This is a genomic window from Streptomyces sp. NPDC043861 (assembly GCF_056435905.1).
This window is the reverse complement of record NZ_JBWKDP010000020.1, coordinates 12,223-30,118: the sequence shown is the minus strand read 5'-3', so window position 1 is coordinate 30,118 and position 17,896 is coordinate 12,223. Positions and strand designations below refer to the sequence as shown.

Annotated in this window: 15 protein-coding genes and 1 pseudogene; 6 read left to right on the top strand and 10 right to left on the bottom strand. The window is 71.5% G+C overall.

Features of this window, described 5'->3' with window-relative positions; genetic code table 11:
• Nucleotides 1–89 precede the first annotated feature (89 nt).
• Both AC068D_RS33260 and AC068D_RS33255 read left to right on the top strand, forming a co-directional pair.
• Entirely contained in the window at nucleotides 90–1,925 is a 1,836-nt protein-coding gene (locus AC068D_RS33260; protein ID WP_478826858.1) for an HSP90 family protein, read from the top strand.
• Nucleotides 1,922–4,783: a tetratricopeptide repeat protein gene (locus AC068D_RS33255; protein ID WP_478826857.1), complete on the top strand. Its 2,862-nt coding sequence runs from the start codon at nucleotides 1,922–1,924 to the stop codon at nucleotides 4,781–4,783. The genes AC068D_RS33260 and AC068D_RS33255 overlap by 4 nt, the downstream gene beginning before the upstream one ends.
• A gap of 171 nt (nucleotides 4,784–4,954) precedes the next feature.
• Here the strand turns inward: AC068D_RS33255 and AC068D_RS33250 are convergent, their stop codons facing one another.
• Nucleotides 4,955–6,622: a DAK2 domain-containing protein gene (locus AC068D_RS33250; RefSeq protein WP_478826856.1), complete on the bottom strand. Its 1,668-nt coding sequence runs from the start codon at nucleotides 6,620–6,622 to the stop codon at nucleotides 4,955–4,957.
• A gap of 233 nt (nucleotides 6,623–6,855) precedes the next feature.
• Between AC068D_RS33250 and rpmB the strand changes: the two genes are divergently transcribed.
• Nucleotides 6,856–7,041, top strand: a complete 186-nt coding sequence (rpmB, locus tag AC068D_RS33245) for a 50S ribosomal protein L28 (protein WP_003957616.1) — start codon at nucleotides 6,856–6,858, stop codon at nucleotides 7,039–7,041.
• A gap of 403 nt (nucleotides 7,042–7,444) precedes the next feature.
• Here rpmB and thiD read toward each other — a convergent pair whose 3' ends face one another.
• Entirely contained in the window at nucleotides 7,445–8,263 is an 819-nt protein-coding gene (gene thiD, locus AC068D_RS33240; RefSeq protein WP_478826855.1) for a bifunctional hydroxymethylpyrimidine kinase/phosphomethylpyrimidine kinase, read from the bottom strand.
• Complete coding sequence (locus AC068D_RS33235; protein WP_478826854.1) at nucleotides 8,260–9,222, bottom strand: thiamine-phosphate kinase; 963 nt, start codon at nucleotides 9,220–9,222, stop codon at nucleotides 8,260–8,262. Before AC068D_RS33235 ends, thiD begins: the two co-directional genes overlap by 4 nt.
• 212 nt (nucleotides 9,223–9,434) lie before the next feature.
• Here AC068D_RS33235 and AC068D_RS33230 point away from each other — a divergent pair, with 212 nt between their 5' ends.
• Nucleotides 9,435–9,668: an Lrp/AsnC family transcriptional regulator gene (locus AC068D_RS33230; RefSeq protein WP_017947604.1), complete on the top strand. Its 234-nt coding sequence runs from the start codon at nucleotides 9,435–9,437 to the stop codon at nucleotides 9,666–9,668.
• Nucleotides 9,669–9,691: 23 nt separating this feature from the next.
• Nucleotides 9,692–10,174 (top strand): DUF3515 domain-containing protein, encoded by a 483-nt coding sequence (locus tag AC068D_RS33225; RefSeq protein ID WP_478826853.1) that lies wholly within the window; start codon nucleotides 9,692–9,694, stop codon nucleotides 10,172–10,174.
• Nucleotides 10,175–10,186: 12 nt separating this feature from the next.
• Here AC068D_RS33225 and AC068D_RS33220 read toward each other — a convergent pair whose 3' ends face one another.
• From AC068D_RS33220 to AC068D_RS33210, 3 genes are all read right to left on the bottom strand, one after another.
• Nucleotides 10,187–11,359 carry a D-alanine--D-alanine ligase family protein gene (locus tag AC068D_RS33220; protein ID WP_478826852.1) on the bottom strand — a complete coding sequence of 391 codons (1,173 nt, stop codon included), beginning with the start codon at nucleotides 11,357–11,359 and terminating at the stop codon, nucleotides 10,187–10,189.
• A 317-nt stretch (nucleotides 11,360–11,676) separates the two neighbouring features.
• Nucleotides 11,677–12,687: an NAD(P)H-dependent glycerol-3-phosphate dehydrogenase gene (locus tag AC068D_RS33215; RefSeq protein ID WP_478826851.1), complete on the bottom strand. Its 1,011-nt coding sequence runs from the start codon at nucleotides 12,685–12,687 to the stop codon at nucleotides 11,677–11,679.
• A complete protein-coding gene (locus tag AC068D_RS33210) occupies nucleotides 12,684–13,436 on the bottom strand; it encodes a lysophospholipid acyltransferase family protein (protein WP_478826850.1) in 753 nt (250 codons plus the stop codon). Before AC068D_RS33210 ends, AC068D_RS33215 begins: the two co-directional genes overlap by 4 nt.
• Before the next feature lie 154 nt (nucleotides 13,437–13,590).
• Here AC068D_RS33210 and cofC point away from each other — a divergent pair.
• A pseudogene (cofC, locus tag AC068D_RS33205) lies at nucleotides 13,591–14,208 on the top strand (2-phospho-L-lactate guanylyltransferase); the annotation flags it as partial.
• Between the two features lie 451 nt (nucleotides 14,209–14,659).
• On the opposite strand, the gene AC068D_RS33200 reads toward cofC, so the two are convergent.
• From AC068D_RS33200 to leuC, 4 genes are all read right to left on the bottom strand, one after another.
• The gene (locus tag AC068D_RS33200) at nucleotides 14,660–15,295 is read right to left on the bottom strand and encodes an HU family DNA-binding protein (RefSeq protein WP_478826849.1); all 636 of its coding nucleotides are present in this window, start codon (nucleotides 15,293–15,295) and stop codon (nucleotides 14,660–14,662) included.
• A 171-nt stretch (nucleotides 15,296–15,466) separates the two neighbouring features.
• Nucleotides 15,467–15,694 carry an SCO5555 family protein gene (locus AC068D_RS33195; RefSeq protein WP_478826848.1) on the bottom strand — a complete coding sequence of 76 codons (228 nt, stop codon included), beginning with the start codon at nucleotides 15,692–15,694 and terminating at the stop codon, nucleotides 15,467–15,469.
• Nucleotides 15,695–15,798: 104 nt separating this feature from the next.
• Complete coding sequence (gene leuD / locus AC068D_RS33190; RefSeq protein ID WP_478826847.1) at nucleotides 15,799–16,392, bottom strand: 3-isopropylmalate dehydratase small subunit; 594 nt, start codon at nucleotides 16,390–16,392, stop codon at nucleotides 15,799–15,801.
• A gap of 5 nt (nucleotides 16,393–16,397) precedes the next feature.
• A complete protein-coding gene (leuC, locus tag AC068D_RS33185; RefSeq protein ID WP_478826846.1) occupies nucleotides 16,398–17,822 on the bottom strand; it encodes a 3-isopropylmalate dehydratase large subunit in 1,425 nt (474 codons plus the stop codon).
• Nucleotides 17,823–17,896: the final 74 nt, after the last annotated feature.

Genomic DNA, 17,896 nt, shown 5'->3' with positions numbered 1-17,896 from the left:
CGGTCCTCCCCGCCTTCCCACGCCGCGATCACCGACGACGGGATCGCCCGACCCGCGCCGCCGCTCGGCCCCCCACCGGCGCAGCGACGATGACATCTGAGACCTCTGCGACATCCGAGACCACACCACACACCTTCCAGGTCGATCTGCGAGGCCTGGTCGATCTCCTTTCCCACCACCTCTACTCCAGTCCCAAGGTCTATGTGCGCGAGCTGCTGCAGAACGCCGTGGACGCCATCACCGCGCGCAGGGCGGTCGAGCCCGAGGCACCAGCCCGTGTGCGCCTGTTCGCCGAGGACGGCCGGCTGCGCGTCGAGGACAGTGGCATCGGACTGACCGAGGCGGACGTGCACAGTCTGCTCGCAACCATCGGACGCAGCTCCAAGCGCGACGGCGGCCTGGAGTCGGCGCGGGCCGAGTTCCTGGGCCAGTTCGGGATCGGGCTGCTCGCCTGTTTCGTCGTCGCGGCCGAGATCCGTGTCGTCAGCCGTTCCGCGCGGACGCCGGATGCCGTGCCGGTCGAGTGGGTGGCGCGTGACGACGGTTCGTACACCGTGCGCACGCTCCCGGACAGCGCCCGCAGTGAGCCGGGTACGACCGTTGACCTCACCGCCCGCCCGGGCAGCGCCGACTGGTTGACACGTGACCGGGTACGTACGCTCGCACGGGACTTCGGCTCCCTGCTGCCCTACGACGTGCGTGTCGGCGACGAGCCCGTCACCGATCTGCCGGCGCCGTGGGACCGCACCTACCCGAGCCCCGCCGCGCGCCGTGTGGCGCTTGCGGGCCACTGCCACGAGCTGTTCGGCTTCGCCCCGCTCGACTCGATCGAGCTGAATCTGCCGCTCGTGGGAGTCCGGGGCGTGGCCTACGTCCTGCCTTCGGCGGTGAGCCCCGCCCAGCGCGCGGTCCATCGCGTGCACCTCAAGGGCATGCTGCTCACCGACCGCGCCGACGAACTCCTGCCCGACTGGGCATTCTTCGTACGCTGCGTGCTGGACACCGACGCCCTGCGGCCCACGGCCTCGCGCGAATCGCTCTACGCGGACGAGACCCTCGCGGGCGTACGGGACGCACTCGGCGCCCGCATCCGCGACTGGCTGACCGGGCTTGCAGCGGGCGATCCCGAACGGCTCGGGCAGTTCCTCTCCGTGCACCACCTCGGGGTGAAGTCGCTGGCCCGGCACGACAGCGACATGCTGCGGACGATGCTTCCGTGGCTGCCGTTCGAGACGACCGACGGCAGCCTGTCGCTCGAGGAGTTCGCACAGCGGCATCCCGTGGTGCACTTCACGCGCACCGTCGAGGAGTACCGGCAGGTTGCGCCCATCGCGTCCGCGCAGGGCATCGGCGTCGTCAACGGCGGCTACACCTACGACTCCGAGCTGGTCGAGCGGCTGCCCGCAGTCCGGCCCGGGACGGCGGTCGCCGAACTCGACGCGGACACCGTCACCGCGCATCTCGACCCGGTCGAGCCGGCCGACGAACTGGCGCTGGCGGGCTTCCTGTCGGTGGCGCGTGCCACGCTGGATCCGCTCGGCTGTGACGTGTCCCTGCGTTCCTTCCACCCCCTGACCGTGCCCGCGCTGCATCTCGACGACCGGGCGGCCCGGCACGAGCAGGCCCGCGCGGAGGCCGAGGAGCAGGCGGACGACCTGTGGGCGGGAATCCTCGGCTCGTTGCGGGGCAGCGCGCCGCGGGCCCGCCTCGTGCTCAACCACCTCAACCCGCTGATCCGCCGGATCAGCACCCTCGGGGACCCCGGGCTCGCGGGCACGGCCGTCGAGTCGCTGTACGGGCAGGCGCTGCTGATGGCCCAGCGTCCGCTGCGCCCGGCGGACACGGCTCTGCTCAACCGTGCGTTCATGGGCCTGCTCGAATGGGCCACCCATCCCGCCGGAGACCCTGAGGAGGACAGCCGATGACGCTGACGTTCCAGGCCCTGCGCGAGGCGATGCGGGACAACTACGCCCAGCCCGAGGGACCGGCCCGCAATGCGCGAGCCGAGGTGCTGCTCGCCGAGGCCGAGCGGATCGGCGAGCCGCTGGCCGTCATCGAAGCCCTCGGGCACCAGCTGCAGGTCTACAACTACAGCTCCGAGAAGGCCAGGATGTTCGTCCCGTTCGCACGGCTGCTGCGTATGTGGGACGAGCACCCGGGCGACTTCGACGACTACGAGACCCATTCCCTGCACTGGGTCTTCAAGTGGGTGTCCAGCGGCATGCTGGACCAGCCGCACATCCCGCTCGCCTCCATCGAGAAGTGGCTCGGCGAGATGGAGCACCGCTACCGGCTTGCCGGCCACTCCGAACGTGCCGTCCGGCAGGGTGAGTTCCGGGTCGCCCGGCATCTGGGCGACCATGAGCGGGCCCAGCGCGCCTACGCGGCCTGGCTCGCCGCGGACAGGGACACGATGAGCGACTGCCATGCGTGCGAGCTGCACGGGCAGGGCTCCTGGCAGGCGCACCTCGGTGACGACGCCCGTGCCCTGGAGATGTGGCGCCCGGTCCTGGAGGGGGAGCACACCTGCGCCCACGAGCCGCATGCCGTTCTGGCGTCCTCGCTGCTGCCTCTGGTCCGGCTCGGCCGCACGGAGGAAGCCCGCGCCAACCATCTGCGCGGCTACCGGCTGGTACGCCCGATGGAGAGCATGCGGAGCTCGGTCTCGCTCCATGTCGAGTTCTGCGCGCTGACCGGCAACGAGGCGCGGGCGCTGGAGATCCTTGCCGACCGGCCGGCGCACTTCACCGACGACGGCGACCCCGACTCCCTGATGGACCATCTCACCGTCACCGCCCTGCTGATGGACCGGCTCGTCTCGGTCGGGCACGGCGAGCAGGACGTGCCGGGGCCGTCCGGGACGTCCTGGACGGCGCGCTCCCTCGCCGGGCATGCGCGTGCGCAGGCGCTCGCCGTCGCCGCGCGCTTCGACGGGCGCAACGGCACGACCGCGGTGAGCACGCTCGTCAGGAGACGCCTGGAGCAGCGTCCCCTGCTGGAGCGGCTCCCGCTGGGCGTGAAGGCCGTGCGGCTCACGGCCGCCGACCGGCCGACGGTGCCGTCCCCGCAGCCGGCCGCCGGACCCGAGGAGCTGCTCGCCGAGGCACGGCGGCTCTCGGCCGCACGGCACCCGGGCGCGGGGGCCGCCTGGGCGGCGGCCGCCGAGGCGACGGGCGACATGGAGCACGACGAGCGGACACTCGCCGAGATCGACGACCATCGCGCCATGTCACGGGCGACCGAGCCGTCGGAGTCCGTCGGGCTCTTCCGGCGTGCGGCCGAGCGGTACGAAGCCGCAGGCGATCCCGGCGAGGCGGCGGCCGCGCTGGCGCGTGCCGCATACGCGATCGCGCGGGACGGCCGTACGGACGAGGCCCTCGCTGCCGTGGCGGAAGCCTGCGCCCGCGCCCTCGCTCTGCACGCCGAGGGATCCACCGGTCCGCGGCAGCCCGCCGGGGCACTCCTCAACCGGGTACGGATCCAGCTGGTCCGGCTGGACGCCGAGGACGACACCGGAGCCCTTGAACGGGCCGTGGACGAGCTGCTCGCCTTCGCCGGGCCCCATCGGACCGATCCGCTCGTGGCCGACCGCGTCGCGGAGGCGGAGTCGGTGCTCGGCGACCTCGCCTTCCACCGCGGGGACGCCGCGGCCGCCGCCAGGCGGTACACCGCCGCGGCGGCGCTGTTCCACGAAGCCGGGCTGCCCTGGTACGCGGTGGAGCCCGAATCGCGCCTGGTCCCGGTGGCACGGCAGCTGGACGACCTGGAGACGGCGGAGCGCGCCGCGCGCGCTGCCCTCGAGCATGGTGCCGCGTACGTCGAGGCCGCCGGGTCCACCCGGCTGCATCTTCAGCTCGCCGAAGTGCTCGGTGCGACGGGCCGGTTCGAGGAGGCGGCGGAGCACGCGCTCGAGGCCGCGCACTGGGCCGACGAGGCCGGGGAGAGCACGGGCATCGGCGCGTACGCCAGGCATCGGCTGGGCGGCTGGCTGCTGCGCACGGCGCGCTCTGCGGAGGCGGCGGCCGTCCTGGAGGCCGTACTCCCCGACCTGACCGCCGACGATCACGGCGAGGGCGTGGTCGTACAGACCCTGTGGTGGCTCGGCGAGGCCCTGACCGAGCTCGGGGAACCGCGCGCGGCGGCCGAACACTGGCTCAGGGCGGCCGACATCGCCCGCGGCTGGCCCGAGCAGCGCGACCACGCGATGCTCGCCACCCTCGCGGGGCAGGCACTGTTCGGGGCCGGTCTTCACGCCGAGGCCGACCGCGCCTATGAGCGCGCGTGCTCGCTCTGGCGCGACCTGGGCGATGTCCACGCGGTCGTGCGCGCACTGCGGGTGCGTGCATGGATCGCGGTCCGCGAGGGCCGGGCCGGGCAGGATGCGGCCCTGGCCTTCATGTCGTCCGCTGCCGGAGCGTGCGAGCGGGCACTCCCGGACGCGGACGGTGCTCCTGCCCGCGCCCGGCTGCACGCGGAACTCGCCGACACCCATCGGCAGACGGCTGAACTGATCGCGGAGCAGGGACCGGGCACGGAGGCGTACGGCGAAGCCCTCCCCTACGTCGAGCGGGCGATCGACGAATTGCTGGAGGCGGGCGAGGACTTCACGGACCTGCGCACCGCGGCGGAGCTGATGGCCGCGTGGCTGGAGGCCGATCTGGGCGCAAAGGCGGCGGCGAAGCGGCGTGCGGAGGCGGTTCTGGCCACCTACGGCTCCGCGTCGGGCGAGACGGCGGAGTCCCGCCGGGCGGAGGCGGAGTCCGTCCTGAAGTACCTGTCCTGAGGGCTGTCCTGAAGGTTGCGCCGGGGCCGGTCGCGGCCTCCGGGCCGCGCCTGCGCGCCGCGCCCCGCTCCGGGGCCGCGTTCCGCCACCCGGAGCCGGGCGGGAGGCCACGGACGGCTGCACCGGACGGGCGCCCGGTGCGGCCGTCCGGCGGCAGCCGAGGACGGGACGCTATTCCACCCCGATCAGGAGCGTCGCTCCCCGGCCGCCGTGATGGACCACCGTGTCCACCGCGAGGTGGCCCCTGCGGACATGGGACTCCAGGCGGTCGGCCAGCGACGGCGGGGCGTCGTCCGGCAGGACCAGGGTGACGAGTTCGCCGCCCGCCGAGAGCATGCGGTCCAGCACCGTCTCCGCCGTTTCCGCGAGATCCGCGCCGATCACCGCCACGTCGCCGTCGATCAGGCCCAGCACGTCCCCGGCCTGGCAGACCCCGGCCGAGGTGAAGGACTGCCGCTCGGCGACGGCCAGTTCGCCGTAGCGGGTCGCGCCCGCCGCCGAGGTCATCGCGACGACGTCCTCGTCGAATCGGCGGTCGGGTTCGTGGACCGCGAGCGCCGCGATGCCCTGGACCGCCGAGCGGGTCGGGATGAGGGCGACGCGTACGCCCTCGGTACGGGCCTGCTCCACGGCCGCTGCCGCCGTGTGCCGGAGCTCCGCGTCGTTCGGCAGGAGCACCACCTCACGTGCATGCGCCCGCCTGATCGCCTCGACCAGCTCTCCGCTCGCCGGGGGCTCCCCCGGCCGCGCGAGCACCGTGGTGGCGCCGGCTGTCTCGCAGAGGCCTGCGAGCCCCTCTCCGGGCACCACGGCGACGACGGCGCGCTGGACCCGCTCACGCGGCTCGGCCGGACCCGGAGCGCCGAAGTGGGTGATGCGGATCCGGTAGGGCCGCCCCGCCTCGATGCCCGCCTCCACGGCCGCGCCGGCGTCGTCGACGTGCACATGGACGTTCCACAGTCCGTCGCCGCCGACCACGACGAGGGAGTCGCCGAGCCCGTCGAGCCGGGTCCTGAGACGCGTCACGGCGTCGTCGTCGGCCTCGAGCAGGTAGATGACCTCGAAGGCCGGCCCCCCGTCGGCGCACGGTTCGGCTGCGGTGACCACGGCGGGGTGGACCCGGCCGGCCGGGTGCCGCACCGGCGCCTCGCCCGTCACGGCCTCGACCAGGGCGCCGAGCACTGCCAGCAGCCCCTGTCCTCCGGCGTCGACGACACCGGCTCTGCTCAGCACGTCCAGTTGCCCGGGGGTCTTCTCCAGCGCCTGACGGGCGCGCTCGTACGCGGCGACCACAGCGGCGGCATCGTCCGGGCCCGGTGCGTCCGCCGCACGCTTCGCCGCTTCGTCCGCCGCCGCCTCGGCGGCTGCGGACGCCACGCTGAGGATCGTGCCCTCCACGGGATGCGCGACCGCCTCGCGGGCCGACTCCGCGGCCCGCCGAAGTGCCCCGGCCGCCCCCTCGTCCCGCGTCCCGAGCACCTCGGCCATGCCGCGCAGCAGCTGCGCCAGGATCGTCCCCGAGTTGCCCCGGGCGCCGATCAGCGCGCCGTGGGCCATGGCCCGCACCACGTCGGCGAGGGCGGGCGCCCCCGTCTCGTACGCCTCGAAGACGGCCTCCACGGCCCGGGCCGCGGACTCCACCGTGAGATAGAGGTTCGTGCCGGTGTCGCCGTCCGCGACCGGATAGACGTTGATCGCGTCGATCTCTTCACGTTCCCGGCCCAGCGCCTCCAGCGCGAGTGAGCACCAGGCGCGTACTGCCGGGGCATCGAGGGCCCGCCCGTCTCCCGCCGCGGTCCTCGTTCGAGGCCCCGCGGGCCGCCCCTCCTGTTTCGGCAACTGATGTCCTCCTCGAGCGGCCGGCTGCACCGCAGGGTAGACCCGGCACCCGGCCGGGAGCCGGGGCGGGGGCGGGGAAACCCATGGTAGTTTCGTTGTACGGGAGCAGTCGTTGTATGCTGCTCCGGTTGCCCGATGAAAGTCGGGCCATTCCCCCGGCAGGCCACTTCAGATCACTGAATCCGGCACGCCGGATTTCACTGTAAGTGCATCTGAAGTCTTTGGAGTGACCCGTGGCTGCCAACTGCGACGTCTGCGGCAAGGGGCCGGGCTTCGGCAACAACATTTCGCACTCGCACCGCCGTACGTCCCGTCGCTGGAACCCGAACATCCAGCGCGTGCGTGCCGTGGTCGGTCGGACGCCGAAGCGGCTCAACGTCTGCACCTCGTGCATCAAGGCCGGCAAGGTCTCGCGCTAACCGCGACGTTTTGTCGTAGCGCAGCCCGCCGGTTGCCTTGAAAAGCCGGTCCACCTCGGTGGGCCGGCTTTTTGCCGTGCCCGGGGACGTGGACGGACGGCCGCCCGCACCGCCCGCACCATGGGCAGTCACTCCGAGGTGCGGTTGTGCCGCCGCGTGCGGCCGCGCCCCCCGCGTCCGTCCGATGCCGTGACCGGACGGTCCAGCCAGGATGCCCACGAGCTCCGGTGCATGGGATCTCCCCGGGCCGCCGGGGTCGGGAGGGACCGCCGGACGGCGGGGGCCGGGGGCAGATGTCCTCGTACGGGCCGGGCTCGGGTGACTGCGGCCATGCAGCCCGGGGTTGCCTCCCGGCGGGGGCCGAGGGCCGCGCAGGACGTTGCGGGCCGGCGCCCCCTTCGGGTCACCGCCGGCGGAAGCTCCAGCCGTGATCGACCGGGCCGATCCCGCCGCCCAGCGCGAATCCCGCGGCGATGGCGCCGGTGACGTAGTCCTTCGCCGTGTGGACGGCCTCCGGGACGGTGAGGCCCCGGGCCAGTCCCGCGGCGACCGCCGAGGCGAGCGTGCAGCCCGTTCCGTGCGTGTGCCTGTTGTCGTGACGGGGTGCGCGGAGCCAGTGCTCGTCCGTGCCGTCGGTGAGCAGGTCCACGGCGTCGCCCGCGAGATGTCCGCCCTTGATCAGCGCCCAGCGCGGGCCGTACGAGAGCAGTGCGTCGGCCGCGCGCCGCAGATCGTTCTCGCTCTCCACCCGCACTCCGGTGAGCTGGGCGACCTCGTCCAGGTTCGGGGTCGCCACGGTCGCGGCCGGAAGCAGTTTCACGCGCACGGAGTCGAGCGCGGACGCGGCGAGCAGGGCGTCCCCGTGCTTGGAGACGCCGACGGGGTCGACGACCACCGGTGCGTCCGTCCCCGCCAGCAGCTCCGCGACGGTTTCGACGAGTTCGGCCGAGGCCAGCATGCCGGTCTTCACGGCCTGTACGCCGATGTCGTCGACGACGCTGCGGTACTGGGCGCGCACCGCGGCGACGGGAAGCTCCCAGGCGCCCTGCACACCGAGCGAGTTCTGCGCGGTCACGGCCGTGATCACGCTCATGCCGTGGACGCCGAGCGCCAGCATGGTCTTGAGGTCGGCCTGGATGCCCGCGCCGCCGCCGGAGTCGGATCCGGCGACGGTCAGCACCCGGGGTGGCGCATCCGGCCGCACCCGGGACGGAGATGTCATGAGTCCTCGCCGAAGTGGTCCCAGCCGCCCTTGTTCGTCCAGGGCGCCCCGTCCACCGTCACCTGGGGCAGTGCCGACGGGTTGAGCACCTCGCCGATCACCTTCCAGCGGGCGGGCAGCTTGGCGTCCGCGGGGAAGGTGGCGACGATGGCGTGGTCCTCTCCTCCGCTCAGGACCCACTGCAACGGGTCGACGCCGACGGCCTGGCCGATGTCGTTCATCTGCGAGGGAATGTCGATGAGTCCGGAGCGCAGATCGATACGGACCTTGCTCGCCTCCGCGATGTGGCCGAGATCGGCGACGAGTCCGTCACTGACGTCGGTCATGGCCGTGGCGCCGAGTCCGGCGGCCGCAGGCCCCGCGTGGTACGGGGGTTCGGGGCGCCGGTGGGCCTCGACGAAGGCGCGCGGCGAGCGGAAACCGCGCGAGAGCACCGCGTGTCCGGCGGCGGACCAGCCCAACCACCCGGTGTAGGCGACGACATCGCCGGGCTGGGCGCCTGCGCGGGTCACCGGGTCGTGGTTGCGCAGATCGCCCAGAGCCGTGATCGCGACGGTGATGGTGTCCCCTCGCACGACATCGCCGCCGACCACCGCGGCGCCCGCGACCTGGCATTCGTCCCGAATGCCGTCCATCAGCTCGGTGGCCCAGGTGACCGGCAGATCGGCGGGAACCACGAGACCGAGCAGCAGTGCGGTCGGCACGGCGCCCATGGCGGCGATGTCGGCCAGGTTCTGCGCGGCGGCCTTGCGGCCCACGTCGTACGCGGTCGACCAGTCGCGCCGGAAGTGCCGTCCCTCCAGCAGCAGGTCGGTGCTGGCGACGACCCTGCGGTCGGGTGCGGCCACGACCGCGGCGTCATCACCCGGTCCGAGCCGTACGGCGGGAGTGGAGGTGAGCCGGGAGGTGAGCTCCCTGATGAGCCCGAACTCCCCCAGTTCGCCCACGGTGCCCTTCATTCCTGTGCTCCTTCTGCCCCAGTGCGCTTGCGGTAGCGAGCCGTCAACGCTGTCGGTACCGTCGAGTAGGCCGAGCAGGCCGTCAACTTCTGTGCTGCGCGCGCCACGCTGCGCGCACCTCGGGACGCGCGGGTCTCCCCGCGGCCCGCGGCGACGCGATACCGTGGCGTCCCTTCTCCCCACATGATCCTCGTGGCCGCCCTGGAGGTTCCGTGGTACAGGCGTACATCCTTATTCAGACCGAGGTGGGCAAGGCGTCGACCGTCGCCGACACCATCTCCAAGATCCCGGGGGTGATCCAGGCCGAGGACGTGACGGGTCCTTACGACGTGATCGTGCGCGCCCAGGCCGATACCGTCGACGAACTGGGCCGCATGGTGGTCGCCAAGGTCCAGCAGGTGGACGGCATCACGCGAACGCTGACCTGCCCGGTCGTGCACCTGTAGCCCCCGTCTACGCTTGGCCGGTGATGTCCCTTCGCCGGCTTCTGACTCCGCCCGCCGCGGCCGCTGCCCTGCTGGCCGCCGCGGGCTGCTCATTCACCGACGCACCGGCACCGGTCGCGGTTCCCTCTCCCCCTCCCGAGGAGAAGACCCTCTGCCGTGCCCTGCACGAGGCGCTGCCGGAGTCCGTCGCCGGCATGGACCGGAAGGACCCCGAGCCGCGCACCGAGCTGACCGCCGGCTGGGGGGACGCCGCGATCGTACTGCGCTGCGGTGTCCCCCGGCCCGCGGGGATGAGTGATCCGCAGGAGGACGGGGTCGAGGTGAACGGCGTCAACTGGCTCGTGGAGCAACGCGACGACGACGGCCCCCGGCTCACGACCACGAACCGCAGGACGTATGTCGAGGTCACGCTCACGAAGCAGTACGCGCACGACCTCGGTCCGCTGACGGATCTGGCGGGACCGGTCGCGAAGACGGTCCCGCCGCTCTTCCATGAAACACCCTGAGGCGAAAACGGATCAGCGCAGTCCGGTCGCGCGCCCGAGAGCTGCCTGGATCAGCCGGTCGACGAGCTCCGGGTAGCTCACTCCGCTCTCCTGCCACATCCGCGGGTACATCGAGATCGGCGTGAAGCCCGGCATGGTGTTGATCTCGTTGATGACGAACTCGCCGTCCTCGGTGAGGAAGAAGTCCGCGCGGACCAGCCCCTCGCATGAGGCGGCCTCGAACGCGTCCACCGCAAGCCGCCGCACCTCGGCGGTCTGCTCCTCGGTGAGCGGCGCCGGCACGAGGCCGGTTGCCGAGTCGATGTACTTCGCCTCGAAGTCGTAGAAGTCATGGGCGGAGACCGGCGGGATCTCGGCGGGCACACTGGCGCGCGGGCCGTCCTCGAACTCCAGGACTCCGCATTCGATCTCACGGCCGCGCAGCAGCGACTCCACGAGGATCTTCGGGTCGTGGCGTTGCGCCTCGGCGATCGCGTCGTCGAGCCCGGAGAGGTCGTCGACCTTGGTGATGCCGATCGACGAACCGGCGCGGGCGGGCTTCACGAAGAGCGGCCAGCCGTGCTCACCGGCGAAGTCGACGATCTTCTTCCGCGCGGCGGAAGGATCCTGCACCCACTCGCGGGGCCGTACGACCACATAGGGCCCGACGGGCAGGCCGAAGGAGGTGAAGACCCGCTTCATGTACTCCTTGTCCTGGCCCACGGCCGAGGAGAGGACGCCGGAGCCGACGTAGGGAACGCCGGAGAGCTCCAGCAGGCCCTGCAGGGTGCCGTCCTCGCCGTACGGGCCGTGCAGCATCGGGAAGACCACGTCGACCTCGCCGAGCGCCTTGGGCACGGAACCCGGCTCGCTGTAGACCACCTCGCGGCTGGCCGGGTCCACGGAGAGGACGACGCCGCCCTCGGTGGACTCGGCGAGGCCGTCGACGGACGGCAGCCGGCGGTCGGCGATGGCCATCCGGTCCGGGTCGTCGGCGGTCAGGGCCCAGCGGCCGTCCGTCGTGATGCCGATGGGCAGCACGTCGTACTTGGCGCGGTCGATGGCGCGCAGCACGGCGCCGGCCGTCACGACGGAGATCGCGTGCTCGGAGCTGCGGCCGCCGAAGACGACCGCGACGCGCGGCTTGCGGCGCGCCTCGCCTCCGGCGGAGGCGAGGTCGGGGCTGTGGGAGGGGTTCTCGCTCATATCGCGACGAGACTACCTTGCGCCTTCGGCCGGGCGGCAGGCCCGCGCCGCAGCACGTCAGAGGCGTCACTCAGCGGATCCGCCCCGTGGCGCTCAGGACTCGGCGATGCCGAGGACCAGGGCCTGCACGGGGCTCGTGACGCATGCGCCGCGGTACCCCCGAGGGCCCGGCAGCCCACGGAACCCGCTGGGAAGGCCCGGTGAGTCCACCACGCCCGGTGAGTCCACGACGCCGGGGTGAACCCGGCCCTGTGGACCACGGTGCTCGACGGCCCACAGGGTTGTTCTGCCGACGACGGGCCCGGCAGCCCGCGGGCTCAGTGGCGCTCGGGCTTCGCGCTGCGCGACATCAGCTCCTTGAGCGCGACGACCGGCGGCTTGCCCTCGTGCACGATCGACACGACCGTCTCGGTGATGGGCATGTCGACACCGTGGCGCCTGGCCAGATCAAGAACGGACTCGCAGGACTTGACCCCCTCGGCGGTCTGCTTGGTCGCCGCGATGGTCTCCTGGAGCGTCATACCGCGGCCGAGATTGGTGCCGAAGGTGTGGTTCCGGGAGAGCGGGGACGAGCAGGTGGCGACGAGGTCGCCCAGACCCGCGAGTCCGGAGAAGGTCATCGGGTCGGCGCCCATGGCCAGACCGAGCCGGGTCGTCTCGGCCAGGCCGCGCGTGATCAGCGTGGCCTTGGAGTTGTCGCCGAGGCCCATGCCGTCCGCGATTCCCACGGCGAGGCCGATGACGTTCTTGACGGCGCCGCCGAGTTCACAGCCGACGACGTCCGTGTTGGTGTAGGCCCGGAAGTAGGGGGTCATGCAGGCGGACTGCAGCCGCTGGGCGACGGCTTCGTCGGCGCAGGCGACGACCGCGGCGGCGGGCTGGCGGTCGGCGATCTCCTTGGCCAGATTGGGCCCGGTGAGGACCGCGACGCGCTCGGCCGGGGCCTTGGCGACCTCCTCGATGACCTCGCTCATCCGCTTGGCGGTGCCGAGTTCGACGCCCTTCATCAGGGAGACGAGAACGGTGTCGGGGGCCAGCTTGGGCGCCCACTCAGCGAGGTTGTCACGGAGCGTCTGGGACGGTACGACCAGGACGGTGAAGTCCGCGTCACGGGCGGCCTCGGCAGGGTCCGTCGTGGCCCGGACCCGTTCGGGGAGCTGGATACCCGGAAGGTAGTCGGGGTTGGTCCGGCTCTGGTTGATGGCCTCGACGAGCCCGGCACGGCGGCCCCACAGGGTGACTTCGCAGCCCGCGTCGGCAAGCACCATCGAGAAGGCCGTGCCCCACGATCCGGTGCCGAACACGGCGGCCTTGACGGGACGAGTCACTTGGTCCCCTCCTCGGCGGCCCTGCGCCGCTGTTCCGCCCGTGCCTTGCGGTGGTCGAAGAGCTCAGGGGGTGCCTTCTCGCCGCGCACCTCCTCGAGGAGTGCGGTGATCCCGGCCATGATGGCCTCGGTCGCCTCGCGCAGCACCTCGGGGGTGGGGTCCAGGCCGTAGAAGCGTGACAGGTCGACGGGCGGTCCCGCCTGGACGATCAGCGTCTTGCGCGGGAACAGCCGGAGCTTGTTCTCCTTGGCATAGGGCGGCATCGCCAGATTGGCGCCCCACTGGGCGACCGGGATCACCGGGACCTTGGTGAGCAGCGCGACCCTCGCGGCGCCCGTCTTGCCCGCCATCGGCCACATCTCGGGATCACGGGTCAGCGTGCCCTCCGGATAGAACGCGACGCATTCGCCCCGCTCGATGGCGTCCACGGCGGCCCGGAACGCGTCCAGCGCATTGGTGGTCTCGCGGTAGACGGGGATCTGGCCGGTGCCGCGCAGCATGGTGCCGACGAACGCGCCCTTGAAAAGAGCCGCCTTCGCCAGGAACCGGGGGACCCGTCCCGTGTTGTACTGGTAGTGCGCATAGGACAGCGGGTCCAGGTACGAGTTGTGATTCACCACGGTGATGAATCCGCCGTCGGCCGGAATGTGCTCCATTCCCCGCCAGTCCCGCTTGAACAGAACCACCAAGGGCGGTTTCGCGATGACCGCTGCCAGGCGGTACCAGAAGCCGATTCTGCGGCGGGACACTCGGACACCTTCCTCTATGACCTGGTGCAGCCGGCTGCTGCCTGGCTGCTGGGGGTCAAGTGTCGCCCCAGGCCCCTGGTCTGTCGAGAACACCGTACGCCCCGCCCCGGAGCGAGTCCCCCTGGCCGCCGTGCGGGCAGGTGACAATGGGGCCGTGTACTGGTCACTGGTCGTTCCGCTGAAACCCCTCGCGCTGGCCAAGAGCAGACTGACCGGGGCCATGGGCGGAGCACTGCGCCCGCGTCTCGCACTGGCCTTCGCCCAGGACACGGTGGCGGCAGCACTGTCGTGTCCCGTGGTGCGGGATGTGGCGGTCGTCACTGACGATCCGCTGGCCGGTGCGGAGCTGGCCGCGCTCGGCGCCCGGATCGTGCCGGACACACCGGCGGGCGGGCTCAACGCGGCGCTGGCCCACGGTGCGGACGCGGTGCGCGCGGTGCGCCCCGGTGCCGCGGTAGCGGCTCTCAACGCGGACCTGCCTGCGCTGCGCCCTGCGGAATTGGCGCAGGTCCTCGCCGTGTCCGTGCAATTTCCGCGGGCTTTCCTCGCGGACTCCGCCGGAATTGGCACGACTTTTCTGTCGGCCGCGCCGGGCGTGGAATTGCGACCCGCATTCGGCGGGCGTTCGCGAAACCGGCATTTGCGCTCGGGCGCGGCGGAAATTGCCGTGGACGGCGCCGACTCGGTCCGCCGCGACGTCGACACCGCCGACGATCTGCGTGCCGCACTGGCGCTGGGGGTGGGGCCACGCACTGCCGAGCGCTGCGCGGCGCTGCCCCTGCTGCGCGGGGCAGCGCACGAGGGGGCGAGGGCCGGGTCCGGCGGAGGTGCCGGATACGCTCTGGACATGCAGGCGACCGCGTACACGTACGACTCAGAGACCCGCAGCGGGAGTGTCCTGCTCGACGACGGAACTCCGGTGGACTTCGACACCGCCGCGTTCGACGCCGGCGGGCTGCGGCTGCTGCGGCCGGGGCAGCGGGTCCGCATCGAGACCGAGGGCGAGGGCAAGGCCCTGCGCATCACGCTGGTGACACTGCAGACCCTCTGACCGGGCTCGCCCGCACCCGGCGTCCGGGCGGGCCGAGCCGCAGCGCGCGGCTGTCCGGGACTCAGGAACACATCCGGTGCCCTGCGCCGGTTCGGCCACCGACGCACCGCGGGCCGGGCTCCCGGTGGGGAGTCCGGCCCGTCGCGTGAGTGTCCTTGTGGTGCTGCGCCGCTTACTTCTTGCGGGCAGTGGTCTTCTTGGCGGTGGTCTTGCGCGCCGTCGCCTTCTTCGCCGGCGCCTTCTTCGCGACCGCCTTCTTGGCAGGGGCCGTCTTCTTGGCCGCCGCCTTCTTCGCCGTGGCCTTCTTCGCGGTGGTCTTCTTCGCCGCCGCGGTGGTCTTCTTCGCGGCGGTGGTCTTCTTCACCGCTGCCTTCTTCGCCACGGCGGTGGTCTTCTTGGCGGCGGCGGTCTTCTTCACCGCGGCCTTCTTGGCGGTCGCCTTCTTCGCAGCGGCCTTCTTGGCGACGGTGCCGACCTGGAGGCTGCCCTTGGGGGCCTTCTTGACAGCGACTTCGCCACCCCTGGGGAGCTTCTTCGAACCGCTGACCAGGTCCTTGAAGCCCTGGCCCGCGCGGAACCGCGGCACCGAGGTCTTCTTGACCCGTACGCGCTCACCCGTCTGAGGGTTCCGGGCGTAGCGGGCCGGGCGGTCGACCTTCTCGAACGAGCCAAAGCCGGTGACCGAAACCCGGTCGCCGCCGACAACCGCGCGGACGATCGCGTCGAGTACCGCGTCGACAGCATCAGCGGCCTGCTGGCGGCCGCCCATCTTGTCGGCAATCGCTTCTACGAGCTGCGCCTTGTTCACGTCTTCCCCTTCGGAGACATTGCCGGAACGAAACTGTTCAAGCTTTTTCGCACGTTAGGCAGATATATACCGCAAATCAAACACGAAACGGGCTAATCACCCTAGTGCCGCAACGAAGTGGACCGTCGCGGCCATGCGGCGGAGCCACATATCGGCCCAGTCGCCGGGTGGTCAGTCACCTTGGGGGAAACGACCTTCATCGAGGTCCTTCATCAACCGGTCCAGGCGCCTTGCGGCGTCGGCGAGATCGTGCTTCGCCGCGGCCGTCACGGCCAGCAGCTTCCGGGACAGCGCCATCCTTACGCCCTCCGGGACTTGCAGTTCACGCACCCTTGTGTGCGCTTCCTTCAATCGGGCCGCGACTTCCTCGTAGAGCTCGAGTTGGCTGTCGCGTTCCATGCACCGATTGTGCCATCTGGGGCGAGTTGTCGCCCGACAGGGTCTCAACAAGCGACTGCGCCCCCCACCGTCCGGTGGGGGGCGCAGAACGGGAAAAGCCCTGCTCAGACCTCAATTGTACGAGGCTTGAAGGTCGGCCTGGACGCCTCGTAGGCCGCAATGTCGGCTTCGTTCTGAAGGGTGAGGCTGATGTCGTCGAGGCCGTTCAACAGCCGCCAGCGGGCGTTCTCGTCCAGCTCGAAGTCGGCGGTGATGCCCGCGGCGCGCACCTGGCGCTGCTCCAAGTCAACAGTGATTTCGGCCAGGGGATCGGACTCGATCAGGCCCCAGAGCCGGTCCACCGTCTCCTGCGGCAGAACGACGGTCAGCAGGCCGTTCTTGAGCGAGTTGCCACGGAAGATGTCGGCGAACCGGGAGGAGATGACGGCCTTGAAGCCGTAGTTCTGAAGCGCCCAGACGGCGTGCTCACGGGAGGAGCCGGTGCCGAAGTCGGGTCCGGCCACCAGAACCGTGGCGCCCTGCCGCTCCGGCTGGTTGAGGACGAAGTCGTCGTTCTTGCGCCAGGCCTCGAACAGACCGTCCTCGAAACCGTCGCGGGTGACCTTCTTCAGCCAGTGGGCCGGGATGATCTGGTCGGTGTCGACGTTGCTGCGGCGCAGCGGGACGGCCCGGCCGGTGTGCGTGGTGAAAGCGTCCATGGTGTTCAGACTCCGGCGGGCGTACGGGTGTCGGACAGATCGGCGGGCGAGGCCAGATGGCCGAGCACCGCGGTGGCGGCGGCGACCTGCGGCGAGACCAGATGGGTCCGGCCGCCCTTGCCCTGCCGGCCCTCGAAGTTGCGGTTGGAGGTGGAGGCGGACCGCTCGCCGGGGGCCAGCTGGTCGGGGTTCATGCCGAGGCACATCGAACAGCCCGCGTGCCGCCATTCGGCGCCGGCCTCCTTGAAGACCTTGTCCAGTCCCTCCTCGACGGCCTGCAGCGCGACCCGGACCGAACCGGGAACGACCAGCATCCTTACGCCGTCGGCGACTTTGCGGCCGTCCAGGATCGAGGCCGCGGAGCGCAGGTCCTCGATACGGCCGTTGGTGCAGGAGCCTACGAAGACGGTGTCCACCTTGATGTCCCGCAGCGCCTGCCCGGCGGTCAACCCCATGTACTCCAGGGCCTTTTCGGCCGCGAGCCGCTCCGAAGCGTCCTCGTACGAAGCCGGGTCGGGGACGTTCGCGGACAGCGGGGCGCCCTGACCGGGATTGGTGCCCCAGGTGACGAACGGGGAGAGCTCCTCGGCGTCGATGAAGACCTCGGCGTCGAAGACGGCATCGTCGTCGGTGCGCAGGGTCTTCCAGTACGCGACCGCCGCGTCCCAGTCCTCGCCCTCGGGGGCGTGGTCGCGGCCCTGCAGATAGTCGAACGTGGTCCGGTCGGGGGCGATCATGCCCGCCCGGGCACCGGCCTCGATCGACATGTTGCAGATGGTCATGCGCGCCTCCATCGAGAGCTTCTCGATGGCGGAGCCGCGGTACTCCAGGATGTAGCCCTGACCGCCGCCGGTACCGATCTTCGCGATGATCGCGAGGATCAGGTCCTTGGCGGTGACGCCGTCGGGCAGCTCGCCCTCGACGGTGATCGCCATGGTCTTGGGGCGGGCCAACGGCAGCGTCTGGGTGGCCAGCACATGCTCGACCTGCGAGGTGCCGATACCGAACGCCAGCGCGCCGAAGGCGCCGTGGGTGGAGGTGTGCGAGTCACCGCAGACCACGGTGGTGCCGGGCTGGGTCAGGCCCAGCTGCGGTCCCACCACGTGGACGACACCCTGCTCGACGTCGCCCAGCGGGTGCAGCCGGACGCCGAACTCCGCACAGTTCTTGCGCAGGGTCTCCAGCTGGGCGCGGGACACGGGGTCGGCGATGGGCTTGTCGATGTCGAGGGTCGGGGTGTTGTGGTCCTCGGTCGCGATGGTGAGGTCCAGCCGCCGCACCCGGCGGCCGTTCTGACGGAGTCCGTCGAACGCCTGGGGGCTGGTCACCTCGTGCAGGAGGTGCAGATCGATGAAGAGGAGGTCGGGCTCGCCCTCGGCGCGCCGGACGACATGGTCGTCCCAGACCTTCTCCGCGAGTGTCCTACCCATCGCTTTCCCTCCGACCCGGCAGCGTCGCCGGGCCCAACTAGAGATCAATTGCGCCGCCGTCCGCATGTCGGACC

Coding starts and splice junctions, on each gene's coding strand:
- AC068D_RS33260 (WP_478826858.1), top strand. CDS start 90: ATGACATCTGAGACCTCTGCGACATCCGAGACCACACCACACACCTTC.
- AC068D_RS33255 (WP_478826857.1), top strand. CDS start 1,922: ATGACGCTGACGTTCCAGGCCCTGCGCGAGGCGATGCGGGACAACTAC.
- thiD (WP_478826855.1), bottom strand. CDS start 8,263: ATGACATCTCCGTCCCGGGTGCGGCCGGATGCGCCACCCCGGGTGCTG.
- AC068D_RS33235 (WP_478826854.1), bottom strand. CDS start 9,222: ATGAAGGGCACCGTGGGCGAACTGGGGGAGTTCGGGCTCATCAGGGAG.
- AC068D_RS33225 (WP_478826853.1), top strand. CDS start 9,692: ATGTCCCTTCGCCGGCTTCTGACTCCGCCCGCCGCGGCCGCTGCCCTG.
- AC068D_RS33220 (WP_478826852.1), bottom strand. CDS start 11,359: ATGAGCGAGAACCCCTCCCACAGCCCCGACCTCGCCTCCGCCGGAGGC.
- AC068D_RS33195 (WP_478826848.1), bottom strand. CDS start 15,694: ATGGAACGCGACAGCCAACTCGAGCTCTACGAGGAAGTCGCGGCCCGA.
- leuD (WP_478826847.1), bottom strand. CDS start 16,392: ATGGACGCTTTCACCACGCACACCGGCCGGGCCGTCCCGCTGCGCCGC.
- leuC (WP_478826846.1), bottom strand. CDS start 17,822: ATGGGTAGGACACTCGCGGAGAAGGTCTGGGACGACCATGTCGTCCGG.